Here is a 14,988-nt window from a genome sequence, read left to right as displayed (position 1 = left end):
ATGAATTTATCTATACTTATACCGCTTCTAAATGAGGAGGAATCACTAAAAGAACTCTATTCCTGGATTATTAAAGTGATGCAATCTAACAATTACTCTTATGAAATCATTTTTGTAGATGATGGAAGTACAGATGATTCCTGGAATATTATCGAGAGTTTTTCTAACGAAAACCCAAATGTAAAGGGTATTCGTTTCATGAAGAACTTTGGAAAATCACAGGCTTTACATGCTGGTTTTGCAAAAGCACAAGGTGATGTTATTATTACAATGGATGCCGATTTGCAGGATAGTCCGGACGAGATTCCGGGATTATACGAAATGATTACCAAAGAAAAATTTGATTTAGTTTCAGGCTGGAAAAAGAAACGTTACGACTCTGTTGTAGCAAAAAATCTTCCGTCTAAACTTTTTAACTGGGCAGCCAGAAAAACTTCCGGAGTTGAGTTGAACGATTTTAACTGTGGATTAAAAGCTTACAAAAATACGGTTGTGAAAAACATTGAAGTTTCGGGCGAAATGCACCGATACATTCCTGTTTTGGCAAAAAATGCCGGTTTTAATAAAATTGGCGAAAAAGTAGTTATTCACCAGGCTCGAAAATATGGTGAAACCAAATTTGGAATGGAGCGTTTTATAAACGGTTTCCTGGATTTGATTACGATTTGGTTTTTATCGCGATTCGGAAAAAGACCAATGCACTTGTTTGGTGCAATGGGATCTGTAATGTTCATCATTGGATTTTTATTGGCAGGTTATGTTGGAATTTCGAAATTATACCATATGTATAACGGAATGAAATACAGTTTAATCACCAGTAACCCTTGGTTTTTTATTGCTTTGACAACTATGATTTTAGGAACTCAATTATTCCTTGCAGGTTTTCTGGGAGAAATTATTTTGAGAACTAAAAACAACGAAGCACGTTATAAAGTAGCACGAGAAGTTAATTTTTAACGTAAAGCCCTAGCCCTGATGGAAGGGAAAATCCTTTTTTATCCGCCGCGTCGGATAAAAAAAGATTGGAATGACAGCAGGAAATAGCTCCTGAAAATTATTATTATTTTAAATATAAAAATATACGAATGATGAATATAGCACCTAATATTTTGAATGCTGTAAACGAATGGTTGACTCCTACATTTGACAACGATACACAAGCTGCGGTTAAGGAATTAATGACTACGTCGCCAAAGGAACTTGAGGAAAGTTTTTATAAAAACCTGGAATTTGGAACTGGCGGAATGCGTGGCGTTATGGGTGTTGGAAACAACAGAATTAACAAATATACCCTTGGGAAAAATACTCAGGGATTATCTGATTATTTGCATCAGGTTTTTCCAAATCAACCTTTAAAAGTAGTTATTGCTTACGATTGTCGTCATAACAGTAATACTTTAGCGAAGGTTGTAGCAGATGTTTTCTCTGCAAACGGAATTCATGTTTATTTGTTTTCTGACTTACGCCCTACTCCTGAATTGTCTTTTGCGCTTAAATATTTAGGCTGTCAATGCGGAATTGTTCTTACGGCATCGCATAATCCTCCGGAATATAATGGCTACAAAGTATACTGGGAAGATGGCGGACAAATTGTTCCTCCTGAAGATGCTGCAATTATCAATGTAATCGAAAATTTAAATTACGATAAAATCAAATTCAATGCTAACGAAAAGCTGATTGAATATATTGATACTGAAATTGACAAAGCATTTATAAAATCATCTATCGAAAACGCAAGTTTTAATACTCCGGCTGCTGCCAAAGACAACTTACAGGTTGTTTTTACTTCGCTTCACGGAACTTCTATAAAATCTATTCCTGATACTTTATCTCAGGCAGGCTACACTAATGTGCATATTGTTCCGGAACAAGCTGAACCAAACGGGGATTTCCCAACAGTAAAATCTCCAAATCCCGAGGAACCGGAAGCTTTGACTATGGCTTTGGCTTTGGCAGACAAAACTAATTCAGATATTGTTGTTGGAACTGATCCTGATTGTGATCGTTTAGGTGTTGCCGTTAGAAATAATGATGGGAAAATGATTTTGCTTAACGGAAATCAAACCATGATTTTAATGACTTCTTTTTTATTGAAACAATGGAAAAAAGCGGGTAAAATTAACGGAAAACAATTCGTAGGCTCTACAATCGTTTCGACTCCAATGATGATGGAACTGGCAACTAGTTACGGTGTTGAATGCAAAGTAGGTTTAACCGGTTTTAAATGGATCGCTAAAATGATCAAGGACTTCCCGGAACTTGAATTTATTGGCGGTGGTGAAGAAAGCTTTGGCTTTATGGTTGGCGATGCCGTGAGAGATAAAGATGCTGTTGCAGCTACTTTATTGATCTGCGAAGTTGCGGCTCAGGCAAAAGCAGCAGGAAGCAGTGTTTATAAAGAACTTTTACAACTTTATGTTGAAAATGGTTTTTATAAAGAATACCTGGTTTCGCTAACTAAAAAAGGAATCGAAGGCTTACAGGAAATCACTCAGATGATGATTGATTTACGTGAAAATCCTTTGAAAGAAATCAGCGGACAAAGAGTAATTATGGTAGAAGATTATCAATCTTCTATTGCTTTGAATTTATTGACCGGCGAAGAAACTACAATGGATATCCCAAAATCTAACGTATTGATTTATTATACTGAAGATGGTTCTAAAATTTGTGCAAGACCAAGCGGAACTGAACCTAAAATTAAATTCTACATTAGTGTTAATGCAGAATTAGATTCAGTTACTAATTTTGATGCTGCCGAAAGTTTCTTAGACGAAAAAATACAAAATATCATTGCAGGAATGCATTTGAAATAAAAAATAATGAGTGACAAACCGGAAACGAATGATCAGCCCGAACTATTAAATTCAATCATTGGATTAATAGATCAGACTCGTCATTTTGTTGCCAAAACGGTTAATCAGGAATTGACTTTATTATATTGGAAGATTGGAAAAACGATTAATGAAGAGATTCTAAAAAATGATCGGGCCGATTACGGAAAGAAAACAATTCAAATCCTGAGCTCAGAACTATCAAAAAGATACGGAACCGGCTTTAGTAAAAGAAACATACATAGTTTCATAAAACTAAATACTGTTTTTCAAGACTTTACAATTGTGCAGACAGTGTCTGCACAATTGAGCTGGTCTCATTTATATTCGATACTAGGAATTGAAAATGATATAAAGCGTGAATTTTATATTCAGATGAGCGCTCACGAACGCTGGAGTGTACGAACCTTGCAGGAACGTATTGACAGTATGCTTTTTGAAAGAACTGCGATCAGCAAAAAACCAGAAGACACAATACTCAATGACTTAGCGTTATTAAAAAACGAAAAACAAATAAGTCCTGATTTAACCTTTCGCGATCCTTACTTCCTGGATTTTTTAGGATTACACGATAGTTATTCTGAGAAGGATTTAGAAAGTTCAATTTTAGCTCAATTACAAAATTCATTACTGAAATGGGCAGTGAATTTGCTTTTCTTGCCCGCCAAAAAAGGATCACTATTGACGATGAAGATTTCTACATCGACTTGCTTTTTTACCATCGCGGCCTGCGCCGATTGGTTGCCATTGACTTAAAACTAGGAAAATTTAAAGCCGGATACAAAGGTCAAATGGAGCTTTATTTGCGTTGGTTAGAGAAAAACGAGCAAAAAGAAGGAGAAAACAAACCAATTGGATTAATTTTGTGCAGTGAAAAATCTCCAGAACAAATAAATTATCTAATGCTTGATAACGATGAACAAATCAAAGTATCAGCTTACTTAACTCAATTACCAGAAAAAAAATTATTGCTGGAAAAACTCGAAAGAGCCATTGCCATAGCAGAAAATAACATCCATAATAAATGAGTAATTTCAAAAAAATAGTTCCTTTTATATATCCGTATAAAAAATACGCGTTCTTAAATATCTTTTTTAATATTTTGTATGCGCTTTTTAGTACACTTTCGTTTGTCGCTTTAATACCAATGCTTCAGGTATTGTTTGACCAGGCAAAAGAGAGAAAAGCAAAACCAATATATGAGGGAATTTTCAAACTCCAGAAATACGGAGAAGAATATCTAAGCTATTACATCACTACAACAAAAGGCGATCACGATCCTGGTTATATTTTAGCCATAATGGTAGCCATTATAATCTCTATCTTCTTATTGAAAAATTTAGCAGATTATCTGGCTATGTTTTTTATTACTTTTTTACGAAATGGGGTTTTAAAAGACATGCGAAATGCTATGTACAAAAAAACACTTGAACTGCCTTTGGCATTTTATTCGGAGAAAAGAAAAGGAGATGTTATCTCAAGAATTTCCGCGGATGTCAACGAGGTTCAAAACTCATTTTTAGCAATATTAGAACTTATTGTAAAAGAACCATTAACGATACTTTTCACAATAACTACAATGCTAATCATTAGCACCAAACTAACGTTATTTGTTTTTATTTTTATTCCTATTTCAGGCTACATTATTTCATTAATTGGAAAACAGCTTAAAAAACAATCAACAAAAGCACAAGAAGAACAAGGTGCTTTTCTATCTACTATCGAAGAAACTATTGGCGGATTAAAAGTCGTAAAAGGATACAATTCTGAAAACTATTTCAATACCGTTTTTCAAAATTCAACAGAGCGTTTTTTCAATTTATCAAATTCTATAGGCAATCGCCAGAACTTAGCTTCTCCTGCAAGTGAATTTATGGGAATTACTGTTATCGCTATTTTATTGTGGTATGGAGGTCAAATGGTTTTGATCGACAAGACACTAAGCGGCCCTTCCTTTATCGCTTACATGGGATTGGCTTATAATATCTTAACGCCTGCAAAAGCAATCTCTAAAGCTTCTTACGGAGTTAAAAGAGGAAATGCGGCAGCAGAACGTGTACTTGAAGTTCTTGAGCAGGAAAACACTATCGTTTCTAAACCAAATGCAATCGAAAAAACTACTTTTGATGATTCTATCAATATTCAGAATGTAAATTTTAAATATGAAGAAGAAACGGTTTTAAAAGACTTTTCTCTTACTATTAAAAAAGGACAAACTGTGGCACTTGTTGGGCAATCTGGAAGTGGAAAAAGTACCATTGCCAACTTATTGACGCGTTTCTACGATGTAAATGACGGAACAATTTCTATTGACGGAATCAACATCAAAGACATGAATTTACAATCGCTTCGCAGTTTGATGGGATTAGTAACTCAGGACAGTATCTTGTTTAATGATACTATAAAAGCAAATATTTCGTTAGGAAAATTAGATGCTGCAGATGACGAAATTATTGAAGCCCTAAAAATTGCAAATGCTTTTGAATTCGTTAAAGATTTGCCTTTAGGAATCTATACTAATATTGGTGATAGCGGAAACAAGCTTTCAGGCGGACAAAAACAACGTTTATCGATTGCCCGTGCTGTATTGAAAAATCCTCCAATTATGATTTTGGACGAAGCTACTTCTGCATTGGATACGGAAAGCGAAAAGTTTGTTCAGGTTGCATTAGAGAATATGATGCAAAACAGAACTTCGATTGTGATTGCGCATCGCCTTTCAACAATTCAGAAAGCAGACTTAATTGTGGTCATGCAAAAAGGAAAAATCGTTGAACAAGGAACGCATGACGAATTGATTGCGCACAACGGAACCTATAACAAACTGGTAACGATGCAGTCTTTTGAATCGTAAATAAAAGAAAACATCTTTTAGCCACAGATTACACAGATTAACACAGATTCTTTTTTTAACGAAATAAATCATTTTAATCTGTATAATCTGTGGCTATTTTTTTTAAAAAATAAATCTAAAACAAAAAAAATGTATCTCAACAATCAGAATATAAAGCTTCCCGATGATCCTGATACCATTGTTTGGAAATACTTAGACTTATCTAAATTCCTGGATTTATTATTGTCTAAGAAATTATTCATGTCCCGTTCTGATAAATTCGAAGATCAGTACGAAGGCACTTTTAGCGAACCCACTTATGAAGAGATCAAGAAACTGGCCAATGAAAATCCAGACTTTTTAAACTATTACAAAACACATCGGGAAAAAGTCGCTATAAGCAGCTGGCATATTAACGAATATGAATCGTTTGCCATGTGGCAGATTTTTACACAAAACAGCGAAGGATTAGCCATTCAGTCTACTATTGGAAGATTACAGAAAGCACTGAATCCGGAGAATAACTTTGATCAGTATATTGGCGAGGTCAATTATATCGACTATAAAAAAGAATACATCCCATTTGATGATTCGTTCTTCCCGTTTCTATTCAAACGAAAAAGCTTTCAATACGAGCGTGAAGTCCGCATTATTACGGATACTTCTAAAAGCACCATAAAACTAAATGACGGCTTGAAAATCAATGTTGACCTTAGACAATTAATTGAAAAGATTTACATTCATCCAAAATCTGAAAACTGGTACAAAAAACTCGTTATTGAATTGGTGGAACGTTTAGGATTTGGTTTTGAAATCGAAAAATCTGATCTTGAGAGCGATATTTTGATTTAGAATGCTATTTATTGTTTTTTGATTATTCGTTATTCGTTATTCGTTATTCGTTATTCGTTATTCTAAACTGGACTAAAGTCCAGCCCTACAATATGGATCGAGCCTCACGGTTCTTTTCTATCGATTGTGATTAGACACAAAAAAAGACCATTTAAAAATTACTTTTTAAATGGTCTTTTTTATATCGTTAAGGTTGAGATTCTAATTTTTCAATCTAAAATTTATATCGGCTTATAACTTTTAACTTCCCATTTTTTAGCGGCTAAATCAATGTAGTTATAATGTACAACATCATTTTTATCAAACTGTCCGTTTTGGTTTGTATCTTCAATTGTTCTAAAGTATAAACGGTTTTTAGATTCAATTAAACTCCAATCTATTAACTCCTGGAAGTCTTCTGAAACCTTAGTAAAATTTTCACCACTAATATTACTCAAATACAACGTTTTAATATCGCTGCTATCAATTTTACCATCCTTATTGGTATCAGCATCTGCCAAAGTATACACCATAATTTGGTTTTGCGTTCTCTCTGCAACTGATTTCAAATAAGTAGCGGTTAATATTAAAGCAGGTTTATCAGTTAATGGTCGAATAGAATCTGAATCTACTTTTTGAAATTTCAGGTTTTGCAAATAACCCGTAATTTCATATTCGCCTAAATTAGAAATAGTAAAACTTACATCGTTCACACTTGAAGATCCATAACGGGATTTCGTTCCTCTTTCAAAAACACGCAAATCCCCAACAGGATGAATCAAATAATTCGTTCCCGTCATCTGAATAGGCAAATCTGCCACTTCAATCTGCGTTGAATCCGTTTTGATCACAACACTTACTTTATTGGCACCATCATAAATTACTTTTGGTTTCTGCACTTCATCTTTACAACTCACTAATGTTCCGATGATTGCTAAGGCTATATATTTTAAAGAATTTTTCATGTATGCTAATTATATTATAATATCAAATATAGTATTTTTGATTGTATTATCTAGTTTTATTGAATTTTACTAGGGTAAAGATATTGAGAACTACTATTCCCAGATAACCCAGAAATATAATCCATTGCTGTTTTAGAAAAGAAAGCTGAAAAACCTGAAGTTCTTTTTTTTGGTTTTCTTCCTCCATTCTAAGCGAATTCATTTTTGAATACTTTCCGTTACCACAAACAAAGCCACGATCTTTTTTAGGCCTTGGTTTAGCATTTGCCAATACATAAATATTATCCTTAAACAAAGCCCAAGTTGGCACATTCACCTCAGACATCATACTGATTACACTGACAAAAGTATCATAATCTGTTTTTGATCCAAAATGAATTTTGGCCCCATTTATAGTATCATATTGTCTAACCAAATCGTGAACAAAAAATTTCAATTCTTTTAACTTCTGTTGCTCTTTTGATCTATTGTCTTCAAACTTAAAAATTTTATATTTTCTTAAATCTTCAACTTTATATTTTTCAAGTTCGTCTTTATTTGGAAGAAAAAATTCAAGAGAACTATAAACCTTAAAAGCATCAATTTTATAAAAATAATACAAACACAACAACGGAATAAAAACCAAAGATATTATTCCCGGCACGTAAAAAATCTTTTTTCTTTTCTCACGTTTACTTTTCATAATCTCGCATTCAGCTTTACATTAAAAACTCTTGAAGTCATATAATTTGGAATTGCATATTGATTTTTAGAATACACATCACGAACCCAGGTATTGGTAATTGCATTTTGATTATTGAAAAGATTAAAAATCTCTAACCCAACAGACAATTCTTTGAAGTTTTTTAGCCATTTTGCTTTTGCTACTTTAGTACTATTATCAACAAAAACCTTTGCAAAACCAACATCTGCCCTACGATAATCATTCAATCTGTCCTGATACTTATATGGATCAGAATATGCAGGAGCTCCACCAGGCAAACCAGTATTATAAACCAGATTCAGGTATAATTTGACACTCGGGATATTGGGCATATAATCCTGAAACAACATTGCAAATTTCAAACGCTGGTCTGTTGGTCTTGCGATATATCCTTTGTCTGCATAATTTTCTTCGGTTTTCAGATAGCCAAAGCTGATCCAGGATTCGGTTCCCGGAACAAACTCTCCGTTCAGCCTAAAATCAAGACCTTGGGCATAAGCTGTTGCATTATTATTGGCGATATAACGAATTCTGACATTATCGATCGAATACACATTGACATCTGAAAGTGACTTATAATACAATTCTGTAACCCATTTGAAGGGACGATTCCACATCTTGAAATTATAATCATTACTCAGAACAATATGTACCGATTCCTGCGCTTTTACATTTGGATTTACCACTCCATCCGGATCACGAAGTTCCCTGTAAAATGGGGGCTGATGATACAACCCGCCGGAAAGCCTGAAAACCATATCCATATCCCAATCGGGTTTTATTGCAAATTGAGCACGCGGACTAAAAACGATTTGATTTTTTCCTTCAACTGCAGCTCCAGAAACATTCCAGCTCTGAAAACGCGCTCCTATATTATACCAAACCTGATTGGATCCTAATGCTGATTTTTTATTATATTGTGCATATCCTGAAAACCTGTTAATGGTATTAAAGTTTGTAGCACGAACATCCTGATAAGGCAAAAGCGGTCCTGTATAAGGATCGTAAGGCTGATTGTTTTTTGGTAAAATAACAATTGGCGGATTTATAGAAAACCCTGCCGAGTCAATCATTTCCCATTCCACAATTCTGTCACGAATAGATTCTCTGGTATATTTTAAACCAAACTCTAACTGGCTGTCATTTTTCCACTCTTTAAAACCCTTAATCTCAGCATTTGCAATAAGGGCATCCAAATCGTTTCGGGCATGATTCAATTGCGAGCCTATTCCTCGGGTAAAATCGACAGAAGTTGTTTGATCATTACGTACATTTCCTAAACGATATTGTGCCAGAATATCAAAATACTCTTGTTCTATCGTATGAAATAAAGAACCTATAAACTTTAGGGTAAAGGTGGGCGAAACTTTATAAGTTGTTTTGAAAGCACCAAAATAAGTGTCGTATTGATCTCTTTCCCTTCCTTCATAATACACAGCAAGCGCCATTGGCTTATCTACCGTTCCAAACTTCGTCTCACGTGTTAACGGCTGATATAAATATTCATTTTTAGCAATATTACCTAAAAAACTTACTTGCCATTTATTCGAAATGTCGTAATTTATATTAGTTTGAATATCTGCAAAAGTGGGCGTATAATTGGTTTGTGTATCCTGACTGTTTACCAGCAAACTATTATTTCGATAACGAACACCTGTCACGGCAGACCATTTTTTATTTTTAGAAACGGCATCGACAGCAACACTTCCGCCAAGTAAACTAGCCTCTAAAGAAACGCCAAACTGAGTAGGTTTTCTATAGGTAATATCTAAAACAGAAGATAACTTATCGCCAAATTTAGCCTGAAATCCTCCAGCCGAGAAATCAACATTCTGAACTAAATCCGTATTGGTAAAACTCAACCCTTCTTGCTGACCGGAACGAATTAAAAACGGACGATAGACTTCGATTTCGTTTACATAAACTAAATTTTCGTCATAATTACCACCACGAACCGCATATTGCGTGCTTAGTTCATTATTTGAATTGACACCGGGTAATGTTTTCAGAATATTTTCTATTCCTGCATTGGCACCCGGAATTTTCTTAATGGTTGCCGCATCGATAGTTGCAATTCCCTGAACACGTTTTTTATTTCCGGAAGACACAAAAACTTCTCCCATTTGTTCCTCATAATTACTCATTACAGGATTAAAAATAAAAACTTCGTTAGATTCCAGATTTACCGTCAAACTCATCATCTTTAATGAAATATGAGTAAAAACTAAAGAAGTTTTTTTATTTGAAGGCACATCGACTTCAAAAAAACCATTTGCATCTGATTGTGTTGTTTTACCCAGTGATGTAATATTAACATCGGCCACAGGACGATTTTGACTATTTAAAATAATACCTTTAACATGAGCGTTTTGAGCAAATGAAACACAAGAAATGCATAAAAAAAGAAAAACGAATATTATCCTGCTACTGTTCAAACGCTTTGGTTTTATTTTTGTTGGCTTCTAAAAAAATGAGCTTCAAAGATAGCAGAATTGCCCACATTATCAGTGACTTCAATTTTTAAATCGTTGGCTCCTTCTGCAAGTAAGGACTCATCAAAAGTATGTGTGATTTTTTTCGTTTTATTTTCATATTCAAACAAAATCCATTTTCCGTTCAAATAACCATTATAAGATTTAATCCCTGAAGAAGAATCATTAATAACAAACTCAATTTTTTTCTGGTCACTAATCCATTTATCCTCAATAGGCTTTAAAATTTTAATTGTTGGTGCAATCGTATCGAGCACAAGTCCAAATTGCCCTAATACTTTTGATTTGGCTGTAAAAACATCTCCTTTTCTAATTGTGCCATTATAACCAGAACCATTTCTACCAATAAAAAGCTTATCTCTCAATGCTTCAGGATACGAATCATCTTTTATCGTTATGGTAAAATTAGAATGAACCGGCACAGTATCGTCGTGAATATATATTCGATTATTTCTGACATCAAAATTCAAATTAAAATCATCATAAAAAGTTCCTGCAGGAAAGAACACTGACATATTATCTTTTTCGAAATTAGAATCTTTATTGACTTTAATAAAATACTTTGACGTTATTGGTTCTGCTTTTACAATTGGCGTTGCAGCATCATATTCAATAGGAACTGTAATAGAACTTAGGTTTCCGAAATAATCCGAAACTTCAATTCTGTACGTCGAAGCTAAATTTGGTTTAACCGGAACAATTCCGCGAAGAGAATCCGTTTTAATAATGCTTAATGCAAAAGGCGTTTTCATAAAAAGTTTCTGAACGCGCTGACCTGATTTTTTATATTTAGCATAATCAATCAGAGCATTTACATAACGCATCTCATCAAATGAATAGGTATTGAACTGATAATTATAATTTTGATTTCCGTTAAAAAAAGTAGAGACATTAAAAACCCCGTTTTTATTAAACGAAACATTATCATAATCTACCGCAGAGATTCCAAAACCAATTTTTCCGTTTGCTTTTACTTTACTTGCCAGATAGGTTCCGTCTTTTTGCAATGCGAGATTCAGCAGCAAAGGCAGTTTAGACTGATTGACTGTCGAATTATCTAACGGATATACATAAACACTTGAAACAGTAGGTTTTTTCGTGTCTTTTATATTTTTATCAAACCCGAAGAATATCGGATTAATAACAAATTCTGTTTTAGAATCGCGAATTTCAAAATGCAAATGCGGTCCTTCAGAAGAACCTGTGTTTCCGGAAAGTCCAATTATTTGTCCTTTTGTAACCGGCAATTCACCTGGCTTCAGAAACATTTCGATTTCATATGCTTTTTCTTTATAATGCGTTTTTTTTACATAATCCTGAATTGGACCAACGGCAGTTTGCAAATGTCCGTAGACCGAAGTATATCCGTTTGGGTGTGTAATATAGATGCATTTTCCGTTTCCGAAAGTAGAAATTTTTATTCTCGAAACGTATCCATCCGCAATTGCATGTACACTTAATCCTTCTCTTTGATTGGTTTTCAAATCGAAACCTGCGTGAAAATGATTGGGTCTCAACTCCCCGAAATTACCGGAAAGCTGCATAGGAATATCAAGCGGAGCGCGGAAATCATCTTTAGGATATTGGGTTTGAGCAAAAATAAACGGACAAAAAAATAGGGTGAGTAGTGAGAATTTCATAAGCAACATTTTTGCTAAGATAAAAAATAAAGAAGCCAAATCCGAGTATAAAGCTACAAAAATACAATTGATTGAATTTCATTTATTTGGTTATTTTTAATGTAAAAAAATCGATAAAAAATTGCATTAATAAAAAGGAATACTAACTTTGTATGATTAAGTAATGAATAGGATTTACAATGAGTGTAATTGCAGAAATAATTGATACTCTTGAATATAAAGTTGAAAAGCTTTTTGAGAAATCAAAAGGCCTGGAGAAAAACAATCAGGTTTTACAATTAGAACTAACCAAAGCTGCGCAAATTATCCAGAAACAATCTGAAGAAATGGAGGCTTTGAAGAAGCAATATGAAACCCTTAAAATCGCTAATTCATTACTTGGCAGCGACAATAACAAGAGAGAGACAAAGCTTAAAATAAATTCATTAATTCGCGAAATCGATTACTGTATAGCGCAACTATCAGACTAGAAAGACATGGACGGAAAGCTTAGAATTAAAATATCAATTGCAGACAGAGTTTATCCATTAACGGTTGAACCAAGTCAGGAAGAGGGACTTAGAAGTGCTTCTAAAAAAATTGATGCTATGATCAAGCAATTCGAAGAAAGTTACGCGGTTCGTGACAAACAAGATGTTCTGGCTATGTGTGCCTTGCAATTTGCATCACAAGTAGAGCAAAAACAAATTGATAACGCAATCGATGGAGAAGAAACCATTGAAAGAATTAAAAGATTAAATTCGCTATTAGATCAATATCTCGAAAATTAAACGTTCTTTACAGAAACTAAGATACTGCCTACATTAGTTCACAATTGGTAAACTCAACACTAACAAATTAAAGTGAGTGAATCTTCGCTACTATAGTATGCCATGCTTCGGCAAGGAAACTTGAACAGTGAGTTAGCTCAAAACTTGTCTTTACGAGTTTATTCAAGCAATTAATGTAGGCTTTTTTTATATATAAATTTTAACAAACATGGACATAATAACGATCATTATTTCAGGTATTATAGGGATTGCAGCAGGTTTTGCAATCGCTAAAATTATCGAAAAGAGCAATATTTCTAATCTAATCAAGAACGCAAAAAAAGAGGCTTCTTCAATTTTAAAAGATGCTAATTTAGAAGCCGAGAACATTAAAAAAGATAAAATCCTTCAGGCGAAAGAAAAATTTATCGAATTAAAATCTGAGCACGAGCAAGTTATTTTATCAAGAGATAAAAAAGTAGCAGAAGTGGAGAAAAGAGTTCGCGATAAGGAATCTCAAATCTCAAATGAATTATCGAAAGCTAAAAAAGTAAACGATGATTTTGAAGCTAAAACAGCAGAATACAACAACAAAATCGAGGTTTTAGACAAAAAACAAACTGAAGTTGACAAATTACATAAAAGTCAATTACAACAACTTGAAGTAATCTCAGGACTTTCTGCCGAAGAAGCAAAAGAACAATTAGTAGAAGGCTTAAAAGCCGAAGCTAAAAGTAAAGCAATGTCTCATATTCAGGATACGATTGAAGAGGCTAAACTTACTGCACAACAAGAAGCTAAGAAAATCATCATTAATACAATCCAGAGAGTTGGAACTGAAGAAGCAGTTGAAAATTGCGTTTCAGTATTCAACATTGAATCTGATGATGTAAAAGGTAGAATTATTGGTCGTGAAGGTCGTAATATTAGAGCTCTTGAAGCTGCAACAGGAGTAGAAATCATTGTTGATGATACACCGGAAGCTATTATTCTTTCTTGTTTTGATCCGGTTCGTAGAGAAATTGCCCGTTTGGCATTGCACAAACTGGTAACTGACGGACGTATTCACCCGGCAAGAATTGAAGAGGTTGTTGCTAAAACTGCCAAACAAATTGATGACGAAATTATCGAAGTTGGTAAACGTACTGTTATTGACTTAGGTATTCACGGTTTACACCCTGAATTGATTAAAGTTGTTGGTAGAATGAAATACCGTTCATCTTACGGACAAAACTTATTGCAACACTCCAGAGAAGTTTCTAAACTTTGTGGTATCATGGCTGCCGAACTTGGCTTAAACGTAAAACTGGCTAAAAGAGCAGGTTTACTTCATGATATTGGTAAAGTTCCGGATACTGAAAGTGATTTACCTCACGCATTATTAGGAATGCAATGGGCAGAGAAATACGGTGAAAAAGAAGAAGTTTGCAATGCCATTGGAGCTCACCACGACGAGATCGAGATGAAATCATTACTTTCTCCTATCGTTCAGGTTTGTGATGCTATTTCAGGTGCAAGACCAGGCGCAAGACGTCAGGTTCTGGATTCATACATTCAACGTTTGAAAGATCTTGAAGAAGTAGCTTACGGATTTAGCGGTGTAAAAAATGCATACGCAATTCAGGCAGGTAGAGAACTTCGTGTAATTGTAGAAAGTGAAAAAGTTTCTGATGATAATGCAGCAAACTTATCTTTTGAAATTTCACAAAAAATTCAAACTGAAATGACTTACCCGGGTCAGGTTAAAGTAACAGTAATTAGAGAAACAAGAGCTGTTAATATCGCTAAGTAATCTCAACATTATATAAAAACAACAAAGGCTATCCTAACCGGATAGCCTTTATTGTTTTGCACCAAAGGCAACGTTGCCTATATTTTATAAATAAAAAACCTGTGGAGAGAAAAAAAATTACCACAGGGATTGCAATTTTTTTTAAATAT

Annotated in this window: 12 protein-coding genes and 1 pseudogene; 9 read left to right on the top strand and 4 right to left on the bottom strand. The window is 34.1% G+C overall.

Features of this window, described 5'->3' with window-relative positions:
• The 6 genes and pseudogenes from ACQKCJ_RS11155 to ACQKCJ_RS11130 all read left to right on the top strand — a co-directional run bounded on the left by ACQKCJ_RS11155 (nt 1) and on the right by ACQKCJ_RS11130 (nt 6,519).
• The gene (locus ACQKCJ_RS11155) at nt 1–957 is read left to right on the top strand and encodes a glycosyltransferase family 2 protein (RefSeq protein ID WP_271335220.1); all 957 of its coding nucleotides are present in this window, start codon (nt 1–3) and stop codon (nt 955–957) included.
• 131 nt (nt 958–1,088) lie between these two features.
• Nucleotides 1,089–2,816 (top strand): phospho-sugar mutase, encoded by a 1,728-nt coding sequence (locus tag ACQKCJ_RS11150; RefSeq protein ID WP_271335282.1) that lies wholly within the window; start codon nt 1,089–1,091, stop codon nt 2,814–2,816.
• Nucleotides 2,817–2,822: 6 nt separating this feature from the next.
• Nucleotides 2,823–3,218, top strand: a pseudogene (locus tag ACQKCJ_RS11145) (DUF1016 N-terminal domain-containing protein); the annotation flags it as partial.
• 251 nt (nt 3,219–3,469) lie between these two features.
• On the top strand, nt 3,470–3,862 hold the full coding sequence (locus ACQKCJ_RS11140; RefSeq protein ID WP_427402034.1) for a PDDEXK nuclease domain-containing protein: 393 nt from the start codon (nt 3,470–3,472) through the stop codon (nt 3,860–3,862).
• Nucleotides 3,859–5,688: an ABC transporter ATP-binding protein gene (locus ACQKCJ_RS11135; RefSeq protein WP_427402033.1), complete on the top strand. Its 1,830-nt coding sequence runs from the start codon at nt 3,859–3,861 to the stop codon at nt 5,686–5,688. The genes ACQKCJ_RS11140 and ACQKCJ_RS11135 overlap by 4 nt, the downstream gene beginning before the upstream one ends.
• Nucleotides 5,689–5,817: 129 nt before the next feature.
• Nucleotides 5,818–6,519 (top strand): hypothetical protein, encoded by a 702-nt coding sequence (locus tag ACQKCJ_RS11130; protein ID WP_271335223.1) that lies wholly within the window; start codon nt 5,818–5,820, stop codon nt 6,517–6,519.
• A 221-nt stretch (nt 6,520–6,740) separates the two neighbouring features.
• Here ACQKCJ_RS11130 and ACQKCJ_RS11125 read toward each other — a convergent pair whose 3' ends face one another.
• Genes ACQKCJ_RS11125 through ACQKCJ_RS11110 form a run of 4 tightly spaced genes read right to left on the bottom strand, consistent with a single transcriptional unit; the run spans nt 6,741 to nt 12,298 of the window.
• Entirely contained in the window at nt 6,741–7,463 is a 723-nt protein-coding gene (locus ACQKCJ_RS11125) for a hypothetical protein (protein WP_427402032.1), read from the bottom strand.
• A 46-nt stretch (nt 7,464–7,509) separates the two neighbouring features.
• Complete coding sequence (locus ACQKCJ_RS11120; RefSeq protein WP_427402031.1) at nt 7,510–8,145, bottom strand: hypothetical protein; 636 nt, start codon at nt 8,143–8,145, stop codon at nt 7,510–7,512.
• Nucleotides 8,142–10,601 (bottom strand): TonB-dependent receptor, encoded by a 2,460-nt coding sequence (locus tag ACQKCJ_RS11115; protein ID WP_427402030.1) that lies wholly within the window; start codon nt 10,599–10,601, stop codon nt 8,142–8,144. The genes ACQKCJ_RS11120 and ACQKCJ_RS11115 overlap by 4 nt, the downstream gene beginning before the upstream one ends.
• A gap of 11 nt (nt 10,602–10,612) precedes the next feature.
• Complete coding sequence (locus ACQKCJ_RS11110) at nt 10,613–12,298, bottom strand: M23 family metallopeptidase (RefSeq protein WP_271335227.1); 1,686 nt, start codon at nt 12,296–12,298, stop codon at nt 10,613–10,615.
• Nucleotides 12,299–12,477: 179 nt separating this feature from the next.
• Here ACQKCJ_RS11110 and ACQKCJ_RS11105 point away from each other — a divergent pair, with 179 nt between their 5' ends.
• From ACQKCJ_RS11105 to rny, 3 genes are all read left to right on the top strand, one after another.
• On the top strand, nt 12,478–12,768 hold the full coding sequence (locus ACQKCJ_RS11105) for a hypothetical protein (protein WP_271335228.1): 291 nt from the start codon (nt 12,478–12,480) through the stop codon (nt 12,766–12,768).
• Nucleotides 12,769–12,774: 6 nt separating this feature from the next.
• Nucleotides 12,775–13,068 (top strand): cell division protein ZapA, encoded by a 294-nt coding sequence (locus ACQKCJ_RS11100; protein ID WP_056246511.1) that lies wholly within the window; start codon nt 12,775–12,777, stop codon nt 13,066–13,068.
• A gap of 208 nt (nt 13,069–13,276) precedes the next feature.
• The gene (gene rny, locus ACQKCJ_RS11095) at nt 13,277–14,839 is read left to right on the top strand and encodes a ribonuclease Y (protein ID WP_271335229.1); all 1,563 of its coding nucleotides are present in this window, start codon (nt 13,277–13,279) and stop codon (nt 14,837–14,839) included.
• Nucleotides 14,840–14,988: the final 149 nt, after the last annotated feature.

The organism is Flavobacterium sp. NPDC079362 (assembly GCF_050267765.1).
In the GTDB taxonomy this organism is placed as follows: domain Bacteria; phylum Bacteroidota; class Bacteroidia; order Flavobacteriales; family Flavobacteriaceae; genus Flavobacterium; species Flavobacterium azizsancarii.
This window is presented reverse-complemented; position numbering and strand designations above follow the sequence as displayed.